We start from the raw sequence: 20,683 nt of genomic DNA on the forward strand, positions 1-20,683 counted from the left end.
ACAAGCAAAGTTATGCTTAGCACCCTAAACGTATAAAAAGAAATCCTTATTTTATGAACCGTCCACAATCATTAAAAAAATATTTTTCTTGCTTGACAGAGAACACTACCTCAAGTAGTTATCGTTTCCGTTGAGACAAACATAGGCGCGTAGCTCAGGGGTAGAGCACTTGCTTGACATGCAAGGGGTCAGCAGTTCAAAGCTGCTCGTGCCTACCAAAAAAGTCAATAAAAAGCACCGATTAGAAATTTTTCTAATCGGTGCTTTTTATTTGGTATACACTTTGGTCTACATTGAAACCATAATGCCAAATAAAGGGACTATCACAACGTTGGCTTCAAATTAACAGCTTTAGCTTTTTCACCTTGCATCAAGTGGTAATATTTTTGTTGAGTTGTGCGAATACTGGCATGGCCAAGCATGGCAGAGACAGCGGCAAGATCCGCTCCATTTCTAAGCAGCTCTGTTGCCCATAGGTGCCTTATGTCATACATCCGTACCGGATAATTAATCTCTGCTTTTTCTACAGCAGTATTAAAACTTCTTCTTATTTTCTTTAGAGGCTTGTTTCGATATTCAATTATAAACTTGGATGAAGGATTTAACTCTCTCTTTTCTTTTAACTTATTATTATCGGTTGGATTAAGTGGTATTAAACGGTTTGACGTTGCCGTTTTTGTCCCTCTGACATGTAGAGTAGAGTTCTCATAGTCGTGATCCGACCATCGTAACGATAGCAGTTCCGACCTTCCCGTTCTAGCTCCACACATCCATTCAACTTCAATTGCCCAACCTAGATGCGGCGCAGCCACTTTTATTAACAACTTAAGATCCTCTACATTGAGCTGTAGATCCCTTTTTTCTTCTCGTGCTTTTTTCCACTTTTTCAGAGGATTATTGGCTGTGATTTCATGCTCTATACCGAAGTTAAAAATAGCACTGATGTAACCTAAATACCTATTGCGCGTAGCAACGGAGACATCAGACCACTGATTCTCTGCAAGAGCTAGAAGATCACTATAAGTTATTTTTTCTACGGGAGTATGTGTTAAAGCTGGCAAAACAGTTTTGTTTAATATGTTTACCCAGTCTTTTAAAAAAGCCTTACTGACATTTCTTGCTTTCGCATCTCTAATATAAAGCTGTGCGAGTTCATCAAAATAAATACCCTTTCCCTGATGAAGCTCTTCGCCGTGCGCTTTTTGTAGGGCTATTTCCGCATCTCGTATTTTTGCGGAACTTAAAGCATCCTTTCCTCGTCCAAAATATTCACGAACGGGACTCTTACGCTCTTTTATTCGGTACTGTATGTAGTAGCGTCCATCTTTGGTTATTCCAATGCCCACACTAGCACTCACGATCTATAGATATAGGTGTAAATCCCCGTTTTTTGCGCAAAGGAATCTGTTTCTTTTTCTGCTTAAAGAAAAAAGGATTGGCCATGAACTGATCTAAATCATCTTTGTTAAATCTATTTTTGCGTGGACCATAGGTAGGAATGGAAAACTCCTCCACATATCGAAGAAGCTGCCTTCTTGAGTAGCTAATATATTCTGCGGCTTTTGCAGTAGGTATAAATTTTGATGTAGGTTCCATATCGCTTCCATCCTTATACAGTTTTTCATACTGTTTCTAAAAAGGAACAGAAAGTCAATATATATATAATTTTTCAGAAGTTTTGTTTTTTTCTAGGAACCAAACTAAGTACCGTTAAACTGCTTTTTTACTAGTGCCAGAAGCTAAATTCTGGTGCTCCATTATTTTTTTTGCAGAGTTAATTACGGTATCAGGAGAACATCCCAATGCAGAGCACAGCTTTGAGAGTTCCTCTATAGTAATGAACTCTCCTTTAAAAATACTCTCAATTCTTTCTATAGGAATTGCTGATCTTTTTTGAATATCACTACTGCTAACATATAAACTTTTAGCCATATTTTTTAGGACAATCCCAACTTCTGAGTCGAAAGAATTCTTTTCTTGCTTCCTAACAGGGACAAGGTCTTCCCAGTCTAAATTTAACCTATCTACAATTCTTACGATCGTTTTCAGATTTGCCCCTTCCTGATGATCATTTAACCATCTGGAAATCATTGATTTTACAATATCAAGTTTTTTTGAAGTTGCAGTTAGGCTAGACTGCTCAACTTCAATTTTTACAGCTGATTTTATGTTTGTCCAAATAAAATCAAAATTTTTATTAGTTTTCATCTTAAATATATACGGCAAAATCTGTTCCTTGTTAGGAACAAAGTTGTTGACTTTTTATTCCTAATTAGGAACAGTGCCTCATGTCATCAATAATCATAAAGCTTTTAAAGACAAAAACATTATCTCAAGTCTCCAAGGAAACCGGGCTAGGACGCACGTCTGTTTATATGCATAGCACAGGAGAACGTGAAATAAGCAAGAAGGCGGCACTAGCTTACCATGTTGCGTATGCGATTCCTTTAAAGGAACTTTTACCGGAGCTTTTTAGCAATGAAAAGAAATGAAAGAGGCTTCGCTAAAGTAGAATTTTTAGCAAATATTGCTAAAATCCGAGATTTGGTAAGCAAGGGATATTCGAAAAAAGCTGTTTATAGAAAGCTTAAGGACGCAGGTTCTTTGTCTGTAAGTTATTCCCATTTCTGCCGTTTTGACCTGTCTGGGAATATTTCAAAAAAAGATGATTTTACCCCAGGTGTACCCACCTCCAGAACCGTCTCCGCTCTAATCCCTGCAATCCCCGCTGAAAATAGCGGAGACGGTTCAATCACCCAGCAAGCAAACAGCAATTCAAAATTTGTTCATGAAAATAACGTAACTGAAAAAGACCTTGCTGAAAAATTGGTCGGTTAACAACAGGAGAATTTAAAATGGCTACTATTAACATGATTTTACAAGGTAAAGGCGGAGTGGGCAAAAGTCTCGTTGCCAGCCTTCTGACTCAACACCTTCTCGAATCCGGCAAAGAAGTTCACTGTGTTGACACTGACCCGGTCAACGCAACCTTTGCCGGTTACAAAAGTTTCAACGTCACAGCTTTGGATATTATGAACGGTGATGACATTGACCCCAGACGTTTCGACACATTGGTTGAGCTAATGATGGACCTTCCTGACGATTCTCATATGGTTATCGATAATGGAGCGGCCACATTTGTCCCTCTAGCAAGCTACCTTGCAGACAACAATGTTTTTGAACTGCTTCATGAAAGTGGCCACCAGATAAATCTCCATACAGTTATTACTGGCGGTCAAGCCTTGCCGGATACTTTAAGCGGATTGAACTCACTACTGAAAGCTTTTGATACACCTATTTACATCTGGCTTAACGGTTACTTCGGACAAATTAGCCTTAATGGTAAAAATTTTGAAGAGTTCAAAGTCTTTACAGATAACACTACACGATTCCCTGCGCTAATCCGCCTCCCTCAAAAGAAAAAAGAAACCTTTGGACGAGATCTAGAAAACCTTCTGGCCGTCAAGATGTCTTTCCATGACGCACAGGAAAGCTCCCTTCCGATCATGACAAGGCAACGCCTGCGCATGACATGGAATGAAATCAGATCTGAACTTGAAAAAAGCAACCTATAAGAATTTTTATGTCAGACAACAACGCCCCCCTCACCATCCAGAAAGTGCGCGATCTCATTACTGAGAAGCATAACACTTTACTTGATGAGAACGACCCCATTCTCATGCTCGTAACTATGCACCGCGCCTTTCTGGATGAGTTTGAATTGATGCTGAATCAACAAACTACAGTAGCTGAAGAACACATGAATGAGCATGTGAAAGCTTTTGCAACTGAAGTTCGTAAGTCAACAAACATCCTATTGAGCAAGGCGGTCAAAGCCAACGTTGAAAACTGCATTGCTGAGATCGGCCAGCATCAAGAAGTCATGTCCAACTTCCTCTCTACAATCAAAACGTGGAGTCTCTTCGCCGGGATAATGCTCATTCTATCAATAACCACAACTCTTTCAGTTCTTGTGTGGGGTTCGTGATGGAAGACCGGCTTGTAAACAACCTTATTTTCAACATGGGCCCTATCATCATTTCAGCTCTGAAAGATAAAAATGTGGCAGAAATAATGGTTAATTCCGATGGCAAGCTTTGGATCGAACGATTTGGAGAAGACATGTACGTCGCGGGAAAAATAGATCCGGATCAGACAGCCAGAATAGTTTCCCTAGTTGCAAGTGCGCTGGATTCTACTGTGACAAAAGAAGAACCGATTGTTGAAGGTGAACTACCAAAAGCTGCTCCACTTAACGCATGTAGATTTGAGGGAGTTTTCCCGCCAGTTGTGGACGCAGCCGCTTTTACTATTAGAAAAAAAGCCAGTCAGGTCTTTCCGCTTGAGGACTATGTTGAAGGTGGAATCATGACTCATGAGGTATTGCAATCAATACATACAGCGATATCCGACAAAAAAAACATCGTAGTCTTCGGTGGAACCAGTTCTGGAAAAACGACTCTCGTAAATGGCATTATCAAAGCTATTGCAGAAATCTCCCCCAATGACCGGCTTATCATTATTGAAGACACCGCCGAGTTGCAAAGCAGATCTCCCAACACTCTTTTTCTTAGAGCAACAGATCATACCCCCATTCAATCTTTAGTTCAGGCAAGCATGAGACTGCGACCGGACAGAATACTGATTGGAGAGGTCAGAGCGGCTAAAGCCACTATCGAATTACTTAAAAGCTGGAACACCGGACACCCGGGAGGAGTTTCAACTCTTCATGCCAATTCTGCCGCAGACGGGTTGCAGAGAATTGAAGATTTGATTGCTGAAAAAAGTAATTTTCCTATGCCGCGTCTGGTCGGAGCGGCTGTTGATTTCGTTATTTATATCCACAAATCAAGAACTGTCGAAGCAGGCCGGAGAGTTTCAGAAGTAGCAAAAGTTCACGGCTATGACTCCCAAAAACAAGAATACAAACTGGAGTACATCCACAATGAAAATAAGTACTAAACTGTCACAATTTTTCATGCTTGCTGTTCTTCTGATTCCAGAAGCAGCTTTTGCAAGTGGCCTTGATGAATTTCAGGGACCAATCGATAAAATTTTGGGTACTGTCTCCGGCCCTGTCGGGGGAGCAATCTCCGCCATAGCTATCGCGATTTGCGGCATAACATTTGTCCAAAAACGTGCAGATATTGGAGAAGGATTCAAACTTCTTTTATCTATTGTGGTGGGAATCTGTTTCATAGCTTTAGCTAACAGCCTCGTGCAATCAATGTTCACTTTCAGCGGAGCTATGCTGTGAGTTCACAAGATCCCACACCCGAAAAAAGAATCATACCTATTAACCGCTCACTTCATAAACACGCGTTGTTAATGGGAGCCGAACGGGATCTCGTCATGTATGCGGCGCTGGTCAGTTTTGTACTGGCTATTGGCGGAAAAACTCTTCTATCTGCTGGGGTTGCTGTTGTCTTTTGGATTGGCAGCGTTTTTCTGCTCCAGATTATGGGAAGATCGGATCCTCAAAAATCCAAAGTTTGGCGTCGTCAAAACGCTCTTCAAACTGAATACCCGGCTAAATCAACCCCATGGAGGCGGTAAAAGTATGCTCAAATTAAAAGACTACCGTCATAAGCAAAAAGGATTATCTGATTTACTACCATACGCAGCCATGGTGGATGATGGCATAATTCTATGTAAGAGCGGTGCATTCCTGACAAGTTGGATATTCAGATCACAAGACACAGCTTCCAGCACACCTGATGAATTAGCTCTTGTAAGTGCAAAAGTTAATCTGGCTCTTAAACAGTTAGGGTCTGGTTGGCTATGTAATGTAGACGCAATTAGAATTCCTTCCACAAGCTATCCTGCTTCAGGTTCAAGTTTCTTTCCTGACAAAGTCACTAAAGCAATAGAAAATGAACGCAGAACTGCATTTGAATCTGGTTTTTTTTACACAACGGAAACATATCTGACTGTCACCTATACGCCACAGCTCAAGGCAGAAAAAATAAAAAGATATGCAGGAAACTCCGGGACATCAGGTAACCTGCTTGAAAAATACCTGAATGATTTTAAAAAAAATATCATCCAACTTGAGGATTCTCTTTCTCTATGCCTCCTGATGGAGCGATTAACAAATTATACTTATGAAGATGAATTCGGACAGAAGAAAACAATATCTCCATTACTGAGTTTTCTTCACTCCTGCATTACCGGCGACAATCAGAAAATACTTTTACCTGCAACCCCAATGTATCTGGATGCTGTTATAGGCTGCAAAGAATTAATTGCCGGCGATCGCCCCTCCATAGGCAATAAACATATCCGAATTTTAGCAATTGACGGATTACCTTATGAAAGTTGGCCGTCTATGCTGTCCTGCCTTGAAGGCCTTCCTCTGGAGTACCGTTTTTCAAGCCGCTTTATCTGCATGGATCAGTATGAAGCTCTTAAGGAATTGGAGCAGTACCGTAAAACATGGCAACAACAAGTTATTAAGTTTTTTGACCACGTGCTCAACAAAGTTAATCCAAGTCCTAACGAATACGCAAAATCCATGATGGAAGATGCCAAAGAAGCAATTACAATCCTGCAATCAGGAGATGTTTCTGCCGGATTTTATACAGCTTGTATTGTTCTTCTTGGTGAAAATCTAGAAGAGCTTGAAGAATACATCAGGTTGTTAGGCCAGCTCGTTAAAAGTGAAAATTTCAGCTGTAGAACAGAAACTACCAATGCTATGGAAGCATGGCTCGGGACACACCCCGGAAATGGAGTAGCAAATATTCGTCGGCCGATTATTAATTCTTTGAATCTAGCTGATATGCTTCCGCTGGCAACAATCTGGCCCGGCAGAGAATTTAATCCTTCTCCCATGTTCCCGCCATCCTCTCCGGCCCTGATGCATTGCGCCACCGAGGGGTCAACTCCATTCAGACTTAATCTTCATACCGGAGATCTTGGCCATACTCTTATTTTCGGTCCTACCGGATCGGGTAAATCAACTCTTCTGGGAATCTTAGAAGCTCAATTCAGACGCTATAAAAGCTCGACCATTTTTGCCTTTGACAAAGGCATGTCCATGTATCCGCTATGCGCAGCAACAGGCGGAGCACATTACGAAATTGCAGGTGAGGACTCGGCTCTATCATTCGCACCTCTTTCATATATTGATTCCGATGCAGAACAAAGCTGGGCTGAAGAATGGATTGAAACACTGGTCCGGCTTCAAGGATTTACGGTCCTTCCTGCTCATCGAAATGCGATACATCAAGCAGCAAATTTGCTTAGAAAAAACCCTGTAGACATGCGCTCCCTTACAGATTTTTACCACCTTTTGCAGAATGAACAACTGCGTGAAGCTCTAAAGCATTACACCGAAGCGGGAGCCATGGGCTATTTACTGGATGCCAAAACTGATAATCTGGACATGGATAATTTCATGGTTTTTGAAACCGAAGAGCTCATGAATCTTGGAGATAAAAATCTTATCCCGGTCCTGCTTTATCTTTTCCACCGCATACAGAAAGCCTTGAAAGGACAACCGGCAATGCTCGTGCTGGATGAAGCATGGATCATGCTCGGTCATGATGTTTTTCGTGAACAGATAAGGGAATGGCTCAAAGTTTTGCGTAAAGCAAATTGCGCGGTTGTTCTGGCTACTCAATCTTTATCAGACGCCTCCCGTTCAGGAATTCTGGATGTTCTTGTGGAGTCATGCCCGACCAAAATTTTCCTAGCGAACGAAAGTGCTGCTCAAGAAGTACAGCGGAAACTGTATCAAAATCTCGGCCTTAACTCTACCCAGATACAGATCATAGCCTCAGCTATACCCAAACAAGACTACTACATAGTTTCCCCGGAAGGCCGCAGGCTAATTGATTTAGCACTGGGACCAGTTGCCCTGTCCTTTGTCGGATCTTCTGACAAAGTCAGCATTTCACGCATTAAGGAACTGGTCAAAAAATACGGCGATAACTGGCCGGAAAAATGGTTGGAAGAAAGACAAGGGGATTTCAGATGAAAAAATTAACTCTAACTCTCATACTTCTTATTTCATTTTTTGTTTCTGCCTCGCCAGCTTCAGCAATGGTCGTGACTTGTACCAACTGTAGCGACAGATTTTTGCAAGCTTTAGAGCGAGCAACCAGCATCGAACAACTTGAAGGTATGTGGAAAACTTATGCTGAAGAAATGATGCAGACGCAGCAACAAATCATGATGGTGAAGCAAAATATTGAGCGATACGTCAACATGGTAAAGAACACCGTTCGGCTGCCATTCTCCATCAAAAATACAGTAATGCGAGATTTCAAAAACCTTGCATCTCTATCTAAAAATCTCGCCACAACCATGGGCGAACTCGATGTCATGGATGGAATATATGACTCTTATTACCCAAGCTTCAGCTACGCTAAAGAGCTGGTTGGGCTCCCTGCCGGAGATATTAACCCCAAATATTACGAATATTATTCCAAGTGGTCAAAGAGAGTCGATAAAGCGACCAAAGCGACTTTTAAAGTGTCTGGCCAGCAATTGAAAGAGATCAGTGAATCTGATGAATTTGACTCATATATAGAAGACCTTCTCAGTACTCCTGAAGGCCGCATGCAGGCATTAGAGGCAGCAAATCAACTCACTGGAGTTCAGATTTCAGAAATGCGCAAACTCCGTGCGCTCATGGCTACACATATTCAGAATCAGGCTCAGGTTGAGCAAAAAAAAGAGAAGATTGAGCAGGTTAAAGACCTTAATAGCAAAAGATTTTTTGAAAATAATCTAGCAGATCAGGCCAAAAAAATTTTGAGTGAAGGTAACTAATCATGCTATCTTATATCATTTTTTTTCTTCTTTCTTATCTAAAAGTTTTTGAGCTTGAGCAGCCAAATCATTTTGGAGAAAAACTCTCGTTGCTTGCTCAGCTTTTTGTTCCTGTAGCACTTTTTCTTTCTGAGCCTTTTCAAGATTATTTTGGCCACAAGCAAACAACAAAAAACTTAGAAACAAAGTTGTTAAAAAACAAATTAATAAACGCACTTGAACTCCTTATTTTAGTTTTAATTATTTTAAAAAATAAACTTTTTAATGTCAAATTCATTATTCTTTTTTCTGTATTACTACTGGCATTTTTCTACTCAGATTTGGCCTTTGCTGATGATGCAGAAAAAACAACACAAAATTTAGATTTTCCATCAAAACTGCTTTCTGAAATTGAAACTGCAGCCAAAACATGGGGACCAGCTATCCAAAGATACTCCCTCAGCCTGTTCAAAAGTTTGCTCATAATAGAAATAGCATGGATGGGAATTCAAGCCATACTTAAGGGCTCTGATCTTCAGCAAATCTTGGCAGAATTTGTACTGCTGATTATATATGCATGTTTCATGCTGGCTATTTTGTATCATTATGAAGAGTGGGCCAATGCTTTAATCAAGTCTTTTGGAAGTGTTGCAACAAAAACGGGAGCGCCTAAAATTAGTCCCAAAGATATTTTTATCTATGGAATAATAATTATAGGCAACATGTTAAACACTCTTAGTGTATTAAATATACCGTTAAGCATTGGAATAATCTTCTGCTGCTTAATCATCGCCATTACCTTTACACTTATCACCGCCCAAATTGTTATGGTGAAATGTGAAGCATTTATAGTACTCAATGCCGGAGCCATCCTTTTAGGATTCGGTGGTTCTAAATTTACTAAAGACTACGCAATTAATTTTCTTCGCTACGCCCTTTCTGTTGCTGTAAAGCTCTTTGTCCTACAGCTTTTATTAGGAATGAGCATGAATTTTATTGAAAAGTTCACTTCTGTAAATACGAAGAGCTTTGCTGATATATTCCTAGTAATTTGCTCCTCTATCCTGATCCTCGCTCTCGTCAAATCCATCCCTGATATCGTTTCCGGAATTGTTAACGGCTCGCACGTATCCACTGGTAGTGCTTTGACTTCCGCATTTTCTGCGGTTGGGATTGGAACTATGACAGCTATGCAAGGTCTTAAAGCTGCTGGAGGTGGAATTATTGACGGCAAGCGCGGAGTTGATGCTGTCCGCGAAGGTGCAAACATGGCGAGTTCACAAGGAGCAACCGGATTCGCTAAAGCAGCTCAAACCGTTAAAAATCTTGGTGGAGCCATGCGGGACAACATAGGTAGCAGCGGCATGGGCAACATAAGAAGCAGTATAAAAGCCCGCCACGAAGCTTTCAAAATGGAACAGGATAGTTTTTCTAACAGCGATAAATAGCCTTAACTCCGTAATTTTAGAAAATTCATAAAACCCAGAGAGTCAACAAATATGTCAAATGAAACCAACCCATACCTCGATGCGCGAGCTGAATGGCTTGAACGCTATGGATCTTACATAGAAAGCCGTAACCAGTGGCGCATCGCTTCACTCATAGCTCTTCTAATTGCCGTGCTGTCCATCAGCATAAACTTTGTTCAGATCACACAGAACAAAGTCATTCCTTATGTGGTTGAAGTGGACAAACTCGGCCACTCTGTTGCGGTTAAACGCGCAGATTCTACGGTCAATGTCTCTGACCGGATCATACAAGCGGAAATTGCAAACCTCATTGTTAACTGGCGGACAGTTACAGCAGATATCGGCCTTCAAAAAAAGATGGTCACTAAAATGTCTTCCTTTGTAACCGGAGCAGCGCGCGGTGCAACCCGCAGTTGGTACGAAGCCAACAACCCATATGAACGAGGTCAAAAGGTTCTCGTTGAAGTCGATATCAAAGGAATCCCTCTTCCTGTCAGCAGTGAAAGCTGGCGCATTGAATGGCTGGAAACAATCCGAAACCATTCCGGTGTGGCCATGTCCAGCACCAAATATGAAGCGACTCTCAAGGTTCGCATTTCTTCCCCAACAACAGACAGCCAAATTATCAGGAATCCTGCCGGTGTATATATCACCGAATTGTCCTGGGCAAAACTTCTTGAGCAATAGGAGCCGTAATGAACCGAATTATTTTCATATCATTTTGCCTTGTTCTACTAACTTGTAATTCTGTCTCAGCAGCAACTGAGACGGACCAACAAGGGTTAGCAAATAAGGTATTTGCCCAGCACAATCCTGCACCTGAAAAAGATTTAGGTGGAAATGTAGGAATTGCGATAAGCCAACCCGCGCCAGACTATATTAGTAAAACGGACGTTCGTTTGAACAGTAAAGAATGGAAGGCTTTAAAGCTCTCTAAAGAGTGGATTAATCGCAAGGTGAATCCAATAATGCATAGCAATGGCAAGATCGTTTATGTTTTTGGCGCCACTTTGCCGACCATTATTTGTTCCCCTCTCATGGCTTCTGACCTGGAATTTCAGCCCGGTGAAAACGTCAATGACGTCATCATCGGTGACACTGCCCGATGGATTGTTGTTGTAGCTCAGTCCGGTCTTTCAGGACGGGAAAGCACTCACCTTGTTATTAAGCCGCTTGATGCAGGACTTGTAACAACCGCAGTTATTACGACCGACCGCAGAACTTACCATCTTAAGCTTGTCTCCCGCCGCAAGGGATACACCCCGTATGTCGCGTTCATCTATCCTGAAGATCAGGAGAAAATACTTAAAGCCAGCCTCAAGAAAAAACGCCGCAAAGAGTCTTGGAAAAGTACAGAAATAGAAGGAAAACCCACGGATCTATCCGCGCTTGATTTTGGTTACTCCATCACAGGAGATGAAGCCAGTTGGAAGCCGATGCGGGTCTACAATGACGGCATCCGGACTTTTATTCAGCTCCCCAGAACATCCACGCAGACTGAAATTCCCGTTCTACTCGTCGAGAAGGCCGGAGAAGAATCAATCGTCAACTACAGGGTCAAGGGCAACGCCATGATCGTGGACGAGATCTTTGAAAAAGCAATTCTAGTGGCTGGCACCGGCATGGATCAGGAAAAAGTTGAAATAAAAAGACTGGAGACCAAATGATGAACATCACTCTACAAGATTCTTGGAAAATAAAGGCAGGGTTGTTGGAAATAATTCCTGCTGAAAATCTTATTTTTTCATATAAAAATGAGCAAATAAAGGCATTCTTAGATGTCATAAAATCTTTGCCAGAAAACAAAACAATCTTCGCTCAACTTCCCGTTTTACTTAAGTATAAAGATCAACCCAAAGATAGTATTCTGACTGAGATAGTCATGAATAACTGCTTAACTGGTTTTTTTGTATGTTTTTGTGCAACAGTAGCTCTCCCCGATTCAACAACTAAGCACCAGATATGGGATTCTGAATGGTTCTATGTTCCAGAAAACAATTTAGATGAAATAGAAATAAATCTTCAAACTTGGCTTAACGAAAAGCGCAAAAGTTTAGCGAATAGTTGCATCTTCAATGGCATATTTTCAATTATCCATGCCCCAAGTGTATCCTCCACACCAGAGTGTATTGTAGATGAAATAAAATTTTATGATGCACTAAAAAAACTACCTGACAGTGCAACTATATTCAAGCAAGTCCCTACCTTAGAAAAAATAAATACAGTTCAGGTGAAAAAGAATCTTCACGAGACAATAGAAGATGCGAAGCTGAAATTTATTCAGAACCTGATAAAGACCGCTTCCCTTACAGGCTATTTTGTCGAGCTAGGGATGCAAGTCATTATTAGCTCAAATGAAAAAGTCATACACTTAACTAAATGGATTTACGTTTCTACTCTCAAAGAAGCTGAAAATATATTAAACACATGGCTTAATGAAAGAGACAAAGAGTTAGTTGGGGAGGACAAGTAATGAAATTACTTTTTACACTTCTTCTACTGACCATTCCCTTCACTGGCTGCACTGCTTTTAAAATTATGAAAAAGCATGTGACAATCGCAGAGCAAACTGCGCCCATGTACGAAGATCACGAAGTTGAACCTCTGGTTGAAGAAGCCGCGCTCAAAGTTGCAACGCACTACCCTCCCGGCAGAACTGTTTTTCACATGAATGTTTCAGACAATCCTTTTGGAAGACAGTTTGAAAACAATCTACGTGGTCAAGGATTTCAATTCAGCCCCAAAACCACCGATCCTAATGTCCTGAATGTGAATCAGGTGTTCGACGCCATAGGCAACAGCACCATGTACTACCTGCATATCCAGTCTTCTGACGGCTGGTCATTTGGGCAGGTCTACAATCTTACATTTGAAGGCTTTCAAAAAGCCGGACTCCTTACCCAGACACCCGCCTTTTTTGAATTTGTCGGTGACGATTCTCAGCAAGTGGAATCACCACTCAATGAAAATTGGTCCATTGTTCCCGGTGGACTTAAGGATCAGCTCAAACGCTGGGCAGGCAGGGCAGAATATCAGCTCGTCTGGAAAGCCGGTCATGACTTCCAAATGCAAGCTCACGCCACTTTCAGAGACACATTTCCAAGAGCGGTTAAACGTATGTTTTCCAGAATGCACGCCGGCGGAAATTCCCTGCGCGTAACCATCTATCAAGCAAATAAAGTCATTGAAGTTTGCGAGGATTAACAATGAAACATTTTATATTATTCATTCTCATAATGTCTCTTTGCAGTTGCGGAAGCTTTAAACCTTCCCCGCAGGAAAGGTCTGTGAAAAGCAGAGCTGCGGCAATGGATTATGCGACCAAAAAGAAAACGGTCAGAGTTGTTCATGCTCCATATCTAGGAGCTATTCCGGTCGAGCTGGATGAACATAGATTGCCGGCAGTATTTGCAAGACGGATTACACTGCATGCTTCCGGCAGTGCTTCAGAACTGGCCAAACAAATTAATGAACTTGTTCCCGTCCGCATCGAGGTTGAAAACAGCAGTCCAGTTGCTAATACAGAAGACAAACAAGTCACAAAAAAAATGAAGCTGAACTATGACGGTAAGCTCAAAGGATTGCTTGATTCTTTGTGTGAATATTTCGGCATGGGCTGGGAATTTGATGATATCACTTCCAAAGTTGAAATCACGCGGTTTCAGACCAAATCATTCAGTCTTGCCGTTGCTCCCGGCAACATTTCTTACGAATCCATCATTACCAACAAATCACAAACTTCCGGCGGATCTTCTGACTCCGGAAGTATTGAAGGAGTCGGCCAAACATCTAAGACTTCCGACAGCGTAAGCCAGACTTCTCAGACCAACAAAGCCACCTTTGTGGGCGATGTATGGGATGACACATCCAAGGCCATTTCAACAATGCTTTCAAAAGACGGCCAAGTTGTAATCAATCAGGCTGCCGGCATGGTTACTGTTACCGATACTTCTACAGCCCTGCGCAGAGTCAGCAAGTATATCAAATCTCTGAACATCAAAATGGGCAGACAGGTTGCTCTGGCCGTTAAAGTCTGGGCTCTGGAATTGAACCATAATGCGGATGCCGGCTTCAATCTCGAAACAGCTCTGCAAGCAGGACAAGCAAGTCTCGGGCTTATGGGCGGCCAGCCATACAATACGATTTCCGGAGCAGGAACGCTGACTGCGGCGATTCTTGACGGTTCATGGAAGGACTCCAAGCTTGTTCTCAGAGCTTTAAAACAGAACGGACGCACCACTCTGCTTACTTCCGGTTCAGGAATCGTCATGAACAATCAGGCTCTACCTGTTCAGGTTGTTAAGCGTGATTCCTACCTTGCCGGCATGAGCAGCAGCCGTGACAACCAATCTGTTCAGACTTCAGAACTCACGCCCGGTGAAGTCTCTACCGGATTTTCCATGACGGTTATTCCTCACATTATGAATAATCGAAAAGCAATCCTTCAATACAACATCAATCTTTCATCACTTGATTCTCTTACCGAGTTTTCGACCGGAGACATGAAAGTTCAGCTCCCTGAAGTTTCCACTCGCAGTTTCAGCCAGCGCGTAACCATGAAATGCGGACAGACTTTAATTCTGGCCGGATTTGAACAGGAAACTAATCAAGAATCAAAAGGACTCGGAATCACTTCCGGCGGGAACAGTCAGAAATACGGAAAGAGCCTCATCATAATCACCATTGAAATGGAAAGTGCGGGAGTCTAATCATGCACACAATAAGGATTAAGAAAAAACAATATGCTGTCGGTTTCTGGTGGCAAATTCTGGATGGAAAAGGCGGCAAAAAGCTACTCATGGAGCAGGCGAGAAAAGTAGCAACTGACTTTTCTGACCGGGAATACAACTATGTAATTGCCAGAAAACAGCAATTCGGACTCAGCTCAGACTCGGCAAAACTAAATAGAATTCCTTCCTTGGCATGCGCCTTGGTGGAACGATCCAGATCTACTTGGATCGGAATGTTCTGCTTAAGTGATGAAGAAAATCTGTGGTGGGTCTGCGCTGTCAGCAAAAAGATAATTGTTGCTGAAGGTGATCAGTTTTTCACTTCCCGCGAAGAAGCTGAAGCTCATTTAAAGAGTTTGAAAGCCATGTCGAACTGGGAAAACAATGAGTTCATCTGCGAAACATTTGGAGACACTCTTAACCATTTTGATGGACTTATTAAACCATCAGAACGGATTCAGCCGCTCTATCCTCAGAAAAACAATAAAAAACTTCTTGTGCTCGCTGCGGCAATAATTCTTACCGTTGCCGGCTTTATTTTTTGGAATAATTACCAAGCCGATCAACTTGCAGAGCAACAAAGAATCGCAGCTATTAAGGCCCGGACGGAAGCTGAAAGGAATAAGGCTAATTTTAACTCTGATCCCGGCAAGTATTTCACAATGCCGTGGAAAGTATCTCCGATGCCTTTAAAATTTGCAGAACCGTTTCTAAAAGCCATGCGAAACACAGAACCATTCAATAACGGATGGAAACTGGAAACCATTACCCGCAACGACACGGGTATTTATATGGCGTGGTCGCATCAGGATGGTGCGGAATTCACCAACCGTCCAAACAACTCATCCTTTGGATCACGTCCAGATCTGGCAGAAATAAACATAGACTATCCCAAAGAATTAATCCGCCCTGAACAAAAGTTGATTAATAAAACTGACGCAACAGCAAACCTTTATGAACTGACTCGCACCCTCGGTGCAAAATTAAATCTTACTTGGAAATCTCCTGAAATAAAGAAGAAAAACAATAAATTCCTGAATAAGCCGTTTGAAATTATTGCCCCATGGATCAAAGGAGAGTGGAAACTTTCCGGCCTTCCTGCCGGCTCTGCAATTTCTGACTTCCTGTTTATTCAGATGGATTCAATCCCCTGTCTGGTGATCTCTGAGATCTCTTTCACTAAAAACCAGTGCTCAATGGAGGGGCAAATTTATGCCAAATATTAAGAAATTAAAGAGTCGTCATTTAATTATATTGATCTGCATTTTCATATCAAGCGCAGTCATAGCCGGCACAGCAACCTACATTTTCTACGGCGGCAAAATGCAAGCAGACACAAAAATTGTTCAGGATCTTGTGGTTTTCAATGCCACGCAATCCAACATGACCGCCGTTAATGGGAATAAGACCAGCGCATTCACCCAAAGTTCAAACGGAACTTTTAAGACCGGAATCTCTACAGGAAATTCCAGCAGCACAGACACGGCTTCGACTTCTTTTTTTGAAGCACTTTCAAATGGAACGACTGAAATATCAGCTCAAACGGAAGAATCGCGCGTTGATCTGAATAAAAATAATCCAATTGACAATTCAACTAATCACTCAATTGGAAATTCAACCAATGAAGACAAAAAAAACAAGCCTTCTGAAACGAAGATTACTCCCCTCAGCTATTTCACATCGCTGAGATCTCACCTCGAACTGAAGAAGCTCGAAGTCGCAATAGCAGAGCAGGAACAAAAACTGATCAAGCTTCATACTCCTGATCCTGCTGTGATTAAAGCTATTCAACAAACTCCAGCCAAGAAGAAACAATACCGCCCTGTATGGCCTAAAATCGTTTCTATTCAAGGAGTAGACGGGAGGCTTTCGGCTACCCTTTCCAGCTCTGCCGGAGTCCAGACAGTGAAAACAGGAAGTAATGCCGGCCCCGGCAAAGTCTCTTCAATAACCCCTTCAACAGTTCTGATCCGTTTTAACGGCAAGAACGTTCCCTTGAAATTCAAGGAGTAAACCATGACCAACAACGAAATACCAAAAGAATTGCAAGAACGTGTGCTACTTCTAAACGGCATTATATACATCTCTGCCGAGGTGGCGGACGATGCAGTTTTAATGTCTTTTCTGAGCTATGCGGCACGCAAAGGTTTCAAGGAAACGAAAAGACTTGAAGCTGAAGAATTCCAGAAAATGCGTAAGAAAAATATCACTAAAGCTGAAACTAAGAGCGACATTCAAGATCTAGCTGTTCAGATTATTGCTGATGCTTACGTGCAAGGCGCGTCTGATATTCACATCGGCGATTACGGCCCGTTTGCCTCTATCCAGTTTAGAAAGCTGGGCATGTTGCAGAACTACAAGCAGCTAATGGGAGAAATTGGCAGAAAAGTAATTGTTGCAATGTATCAAACCATGTCCAACAGCGCAGATACCACATTTGTAGCTAAAGAAAGACAGGACGGCAGGATCGTAAGCAACGACTTTCTTCCTGCGGACGTTCATTCAATCCGGATTCATACGGAGCCGCTCGACTGCTCAATGGCAGAAAACGGGACCGGAACTTTCATGGCGCTGCGCCTTCTTTATGATCGCACAACGGCGAAAGGTAGTTTGCAGGATAGATTGAAAACGCTTGGATTTTCCGATCGCCATATCCGCAGATTTCAGTTTCTTACCCAGCGTTCCGGACTGACTCTTCTTTCAGGTCCGACCGGTCATGGTAAAAGTACACTGCTAAAACATATCATGGAGTGCATGGCCGAGGATAATCCGGAAAAGAACTTCCTCGCCATTGAAGATCCACCGGAATATCCGCTTGAAAGGGTAAAGCAGGTTCGAGTCAGCACCAACGAGAAAGATGAGAACCGTGGAACGGCATATCGTAACGCTATTGCCGGAGCCATGCGTTCTGACCCGGACACCATTATGATTGGTGAAGTCCGTTATCCTGAAGCGGCTTCAGCTGCTCTCGATGCGGCTCAAACCGGACACGGAGTATGGACAACAATTCATGCAAACTCAGCGTTAGGAATCATTCAAAGAATGGTCTCACTGCTCCGAGCTGCTCAATATCCTGATCCTCTTGAATATCTTTGTGACCACACAGTTCTGTCCGGACTTCATCATCAAAGGCTTGTGCCGGTGCTTTGTCCGAACTGCAAAATGCCACTTAAGGAGATAACCAAACTTCCAACTGACAATAAATTGCGCTGTAAATCACTGCCTGAAGCCGTGCTCAATCGGTTATTCAGAGCAGTTAACAATATGGAGAACGTCAACATCAGAGGTGAAGGTTGTAAGCAATGTTCGGGTGTTGGAATTATCGGGCAGACCGTAGCATCTGAAATAGTCACCACTGACCATGTGATCCTGAAAGCGGTACGCACCGGTAATATGGAAGCGGCTTATAAACATTGGAGACATGAACAGAACGGCCAGACCTTTGTCAGCCACGCCATTGACCTAATCGAAGACGGATTGATTGATCCTTATCTGACAGAACGCAGACTTGGTGTACCGCTAAACTATGCCAAGGCTTTTGATGATTTTAACCTTTCATCTTCCGACCTTGATGAACTGGCCGGTGCAAAAAATGTGGAGGCTCCTCATGGTGCTTCCTGAAATTAACAATTTACTGGCTAAGCTTTTCTTCAAGCAGAAAGAACGGATTCGTATCTACCGAAAACTTTCTGCAATGACCAGACACGGAGTCAGCGTTGCCGAGAGTCTTACTTATCTAGAAGAAAGATATGCTAAAAATTACAGTCCGCTAACTCCCGTTCTTACGGAAGTTTCAGCAAGAATAAATTCCGGTAATAAGCTCCATGAAGCTCTGCAAGGATTCATTCCCGCAGAAGAATCTATGCTGATTCAAAGCGGAGTTAATTCCGGAAAACTTTGTGAGGCTCTGGAACTCTCAGTAAAATTAATCAAGGCCAAGTTAAAAATCATAAGCAACATGTGGAAAGCTCTCAGTTATCCGTGTCTTTTGATTTGTGCGTTAATTACGCTTCTGCTCGTGCTTTCAAGATACGTCATGCCCAGACTTACCGAGATTTCAGACCCGACACGATGGCAAGGAAGTGCGCAAACTCTTTATCAAGTAACGAAATTCATAGACTCCACAGCAGGAACTTTGTTCCTTGCCGGAATAGTCGCCTCCTTCTTTATCTCTCTGGCAACCCTCAAAATATGGACAGGTAAAATCCGCGTCCGTTTTGATAACATTCCGCCATGGTCCTTTTATCGTCTTATCACCGGTAGTCTCTGGCTCTTCACCCTTTCTACCATGATGGAATCGGGTATTCAGCTTTCACTTGCGATGAACGACATGCTCACCACTCCAAATTCAAGCCCATGGCTGAAAGAAAGAATGCACTCAATCAAGGCTCAGCTCAATCTGGGTAAAGGTCTTGGGCAGGCTCTGGACGATTCCGGATACCAGTTTCCCGCCAGAACAATCATTGAAGACCTGCGGGTTTATTCAAAACTTCCGGGCTTTGACAGCCAATTAAAACTCATTGCCGAGGAATGGCTGGATGAGGGCATGGAAACAATCAAAGTTCAGGCCAAAGTCATAAACATGGCGTGCATAATCGGCATCATTTTTATGATTTCCAACATCGTTCTCGCAATGACTTCTCTTCAGCAACAACTGGGACAAAACATTCTTTAACAGGAGCAATCATGATTGATAACAAAACAAAACAAAAAGCTCGCAGGAAAAAGGATCTTGAACGAAAGAAATATCTATTAGGGAATGCCTTTTTAGCTCTGTCTCGCACAAAAAAGACCTTTTCTTCTGAAAATCTCCTGACCTGCCTAAATTCAAAGGCACACACTCTGGGTGACAAAAAGCTTACAGCCGAACTTCACACAGACATAGCCTCAAAGTTCGCATGGGCAAAAGAATCTTGCGAACCAGAATTAATAGAAATGATTATCGCCTTAAAAAGCAAAGTAGAAAAATTGGAGTCATCAAGTTTAATGAACAGAAATAGCCTTAAGTGTCTTTCTGATGAAAACATAACTGCCAATTCTAGAATTAGCGGAATTGAAACAGCTTGGAGTGAAATACCAAATCTTACTCTCAAATTTAAAAAATCCAAAGATTACTTTGTTTGGTTTTTCATATGGTTATCCATTGATTTTATAGTGACTTTATACATGTTTTTCATGTTCAAAATTATCCCTGCACAATAATAACATTCAAAAAAAACTACGAGGATAGCAATCATGACTTTATTTGAAACACTCGGCTCACTCCTTATAGCTTTGATCGTGTTTGGCGGATCAGCCTACATGGTCAAGAAATCAATGGATAATGACAAAATATCCACGGCTGAACAAAACCTTTCAACCTTTCGGCTTGATCTAAAACAGCTTTATGCCGGCGAGCCGGACTTCACAGGTATTACTACTGAAATTGCCGTTAAAAACAAAATTGTGCCTGACAGCATGCTGAAAAGTAGCGGCGAAATCCGCAATGCATGGAACGGAGCCGTAACCGTAGCGGAAGGAACAGATGCCACTACATTTACGATTACCCACAACAAAGTTCCTGAATATGCCTGCGTGAAACTGGCAACATTTCAAGCCGGATCATGGGAAACGATTACTGTAAACGGGGTTGAGATCAATCAGGCAAGTGGAATGGTAGCAGCCATAACGGATCAGCTTGCCGACACTAATATCCTCGTTTTCACCTCCAACTAGCAGAGGCATTAA

Annotated in this window: 23 protein-coding genes and 1 tRNA gene; 21 read left to right on the forward strand and 3 right to left on the reverse strand. The window is 42.2% G+C overall.

Annotated elements, in window-relative coordinates; genetic code table 11:
• Positions 1 to 143: 143 nt before the first annotated feature.
• A tRNA-Val gene (locus JEY82_RS14135) sits at positions 144 to 218 on the forward strand.
• Positions 219 to 323: 105 nt separating this feature from the next.
• Here the strand turns inward: JEY82_RS14135 and JEY82_RS14140 are convergent.
• The 3 genes from JEY82_RS14140 to JEY82_RS14150 form a co-directional block, all read right to left on the reverse strand.
• The gene (locus tag JEY82_RS14140; RefSeq protein WP_304086601.1) at positions 324 to 1,346 is read right to left on the reverse strand and encodes a site-specific integrase; all 1,023 of its coding nucleotides are present in this window, start codon (positions 1,344 to 1,346) and stop codon (positions 324 to 326) included.
• A 1-nt stretch (position 1,347) separates the two neighbouring features.
• Entirely contained in the window at positions 1,348 to 1,596 is a 249-nt protein-coding gene (locus JEY82_RS14145) for a DNA-binding protein (RefSeq protein ID WP_304086604.1), read from the reverse strand.
• Between the two features lie 114 nt (positions 1,597 to 1,710).
• Positions 1,711 to 2,208 (reverse strand): helix-turn-helix transcriptional regulator, encoded by a 498-nt coding sequence (locus JEY82_RS14150; RefSeq protein WP_304086606.1) that lies wholly within the window; start codon positions 2,206 to 2,208, stop codon positions 1,711 to 1,713.
• Positions 2,209 to 2,478: 270 nt separating this feature from the next.
• Between JEY82_RS14150 and JEY82_RS14155 the strand changes: the two genes are divergently transcribed.
• Genes JEY82_RS14155 through JEY82_RS14250 form a run of 20 tightly spaced genes read left to right on the forward strand, consistent with a single transcriptional unit; the run spans position 2,479 to position 20,671 of the window.
• On the forward strand, positions 2,479 to 2,838 hold the full coding sequence (locus JEY82_RS14155; RefSeq protein ID WP_304086609.1) for a TraK family protein: 360 nt from the start codon (positions 2,479 to 2,481) through the stop codon (positions 2,836 to 2,838).
• 17 nt (positions 2,839 to 2,855) lie between these two features.
• Positions 2,856 to 3,575, forward strand: a complete 720-nt coding sequence (locus JEY82_RS14160) for a conjugal transfer protein TraL (protein ID WP_304086612.1) — start codon at positions 2,856 to 2,858, stop codon at positions 3,573 to 3,575.
• An 8-nt stretch (positions 3,576 to 3,583) separates the two neighbouring features.
• Positions 3,584 to 3,988, forward strand: a complete 405-nt coding sequence (locus JEY82_RS14165; RefSeq protein ID WP_304086615.1) for a hypothetical protein — start codon at positions 3,584 to 3,586, stop codon at positions 3,986 to 3,988.
• Positions 3,988 to 4,962, forward strand: coding sequence for a P-type conjugative transfer ATPase TrbB (trbB, locus tag JEY82_RS14170; protein ID WP_304086618.1), 975 nt, complete (start codon positions 3,988 to 3,990; stop codon positions 4,960 to 4,962). The genes JEY82_RS14165 and trbB overlap by 1 nt, the downstream gene beginning before the upstream one ends.
• The gene (locus JEY82_RS14175) at positions 4,946 to 5,257 is read left to right on the forward strand and encodes a TrbC/VirB2 family protein (RefSeq protein WP_304086621.1); all 312 of its coding nucleotides are present in this window, start codon (positions 4,946 to 4,948) and stop codon (positions 5,255 to 5,257) included. The genes trbB and JEY82_RS14175 overlap by 17 nt, the downstream gene beginning before the upstream one ends.
• On the forward strand, positions 5,254 to 5,556 hold the full coding sequence (gene trbD / locus JEY82_RS14180; protein WP_304086624.1) for a conjugal transfer protein TrbD: 303 nt from the start codon (positions 5,254 to 5,256) through the stop codon (positions 5,554 to 5,556). Before JEY82_RS14175 ends, trbD begins: the two co-directional genes overlap by 4 nt.
• Before the next feature lie 4 nt (positions 5,557 to 5,560).
• Positions 5,561 to 7,981, forward strand: a complete 2,421-nt coding sequence (locus JEY82_RS14185) for a conjugal transfer protein TrbE (protein WP_304086627.1) — start codon at positions 5,561 to 5,563, stop codon at positions 7,979 to 7,981.
• On the forward strand, positions 7,978 to 8,778 hold the full coding sequence (gene trbJ / locus JEY82_RS14190; protein ID WP_304086630.1) for a P-type conjugative transfer protein TrbJ: 801 nt from the start codon (positions 7,978 to 7,980) through the stop codon (positions 8,776 to 8,778). The genes JEY82_RS14185 and trbJ overlap by 4 nt, the downstream gene beginning before the upstream one ends.
• A gap of 2 nt (positions 8,779 to 8,780) precedes the next feature.
• Positions 8,781 to 10,205 (forward strand): P-type conjugative transfer protein TrbL, encoded by a 1,425-nt coding sequence (gene trbL / locus JEY82_RS14195; RefSeq protein WP_304086633.1) that lies wholly within the window; start codon positions 8,781 to 8,783, stop codon positions 10,203 to 10,205.
• 51 nt (positions 10,206 to 10,256) lie between these two features.
• On the forward strand, positions 10,257 to 10,913 hold the full coding sequence (locus tag JEY82_RS14200; protein ID WP_304086636.1) for a type IV secretion system protein: 657 nt from the start codon (positions 10,257 to 10,259) through the stop codon (positions 10,911 to 10,913).
• Positions 10,914 to 10,921: 8 nt separating this feature from the next.
• Positions 10,922 to 11,893, forward strand: a complete 972-nt coding sequence (gene trbG, locus JEY82_RS14205; RefSeq protein ID WP_304086639.1) for a P-type conjugative transfer protein TrbG — start codon at positions 10,922 to 10,924, stop codon at positions 11,891 to 11,893.
• On the forward strand, positions 11,890 to 12,699 hold the full coding sequence (locus tag JEY82_RS14210) for a hypothetical protein (protein ID WP_304086642.1): 810 nt from the start codon (positions 11,890 to 11,892) through the stop codon (positions 12,697 to 12,699). The genes trbG and JEY82_RS14210 overlap by 4 nt, the downstream gene beginning before the upstream one ends.
• Complete coding sequence (locus tag JEY82_RS14215) at positions 12,699 to 13,430, forward strand: TcpQ domain-containing protein (RefSeq protein ID WP_304086645.1); 732 nt, start codon at positions 12,699 to 12,701, stop codon at positions 13,428 to 13,430. Before JEY82_RS14210 ends, JEY82_RS14215 begins: the two co-directional genes overlap by 1 nt.
• Before the next feature lie 2 nt (positions 13,431 to 13,432).
• Positions 13,433 to 14,935 carry a type II secretory pathway component PulD-like protein gene (locus tag JEY82_RS14220; RefSeq protein ID WP_304086648.1) on the forward strand — a complete coding sequence of 501 codons (1,503 nt, stop codon included), beginning with the start codon at positions 13,433 to 13,435 and terminating at the stop codon, positions 14,933 to 14,935.
• Between the two features lie 2 nt (positions 14,936 to 14,937).
• On the forward strand, positions 14,938 to 16,182 hold the full coding sequence (gene pilO2 / locus JEY82_RS14225) for a type 4b pilus protein PilO2 (RefSeq protein WP_304086651.1): 1,245 nt from the start codon (positions 14,938 to 14,940) through the stop codon (positions 16,180 to 16,182).
• Positions 16,169 to 16,969 (forward strand): hypothetical protein, encoded by an 801-nt coding sequence (locus JEY82_RS14230; protein WP_304086654.1) that lies wholly within the window; start codon positions 16,169 to 16,171, stop codon positions 16,967 to 16,969. The genes pilO2 and JEY82_RS14230 overlap by 14 nt, the downstream gene beginning before the upstream one ends.
• Positions 16,970 to 16,972: 3 nt before the next feature.
• Positions 16,973 to 18,577, forward strand: a complete 1,605-nt coding sequence (locus JEY82_RS14235; protein ID WP_304086657.1) for a GspE/PulE family protein — start codon at positions 16,973 to 16,975, stop codon at positions 18,575 to 18,577.
• The gene (locus JEY82_RS14240) at positions 18,564 to 19,631 is read left to right on the forward strand and encodes a type II secretion system F family protein (protein ID WP_304086660.1); all 1,068 of its coding nucleotides are present in this window, start codon (positions 18,564 to 18,566) and stop codon (positions 19,629 to 19,631) included. The genes JEY82_RS14235 and JEY82_RS14240 overlap by 14 nt, the downstream gene beginning before the upstream one ends.
• An 11-nt stretch (positions 19,632 to 19,642) precedes the next feature.
• Positions 19,643 to 20,158 carry a hypothetical protein gene (locus tag JEY82_RS14245; protein WP_304086662.1) on the forward strand — a complete coding sequence of 172 codons (516 nt, stop codon included), beginning with the start codon at positions 19,643 to 19,645 and terminating at the stop codon, positions 20,156 to 20,158.
• A gap of 33 nt (positions 20,159 to 20,191) precedes the next feature.
• On the forward strand, positions 20,192 to 20,671 hold the full coding sequence (locus JEY82_RS14250) for a type 4 pilus major pilin (RefSeq protein WP_304086665.1): 480 nt from the start codon (positions 20,192 to 20,194) through the stop codon (positions 20,669 to 20,671).
• The last annotated feature ends 12 nt before the right edge of the window (positions 20,672 to 20,683 follow it).

The sequence above is a fragment of the Maridesulfovibrio ferrireducens genome (genome assembly GCF_016342405.1).
Lineage (GTDB): Bacteria > Desulfobacterota > Desulfovibrionia > Desulfovibrionales > Desulfovibrionaceae > Maridesulfovibrio > Maridesulfovibrio ferrireducens_A.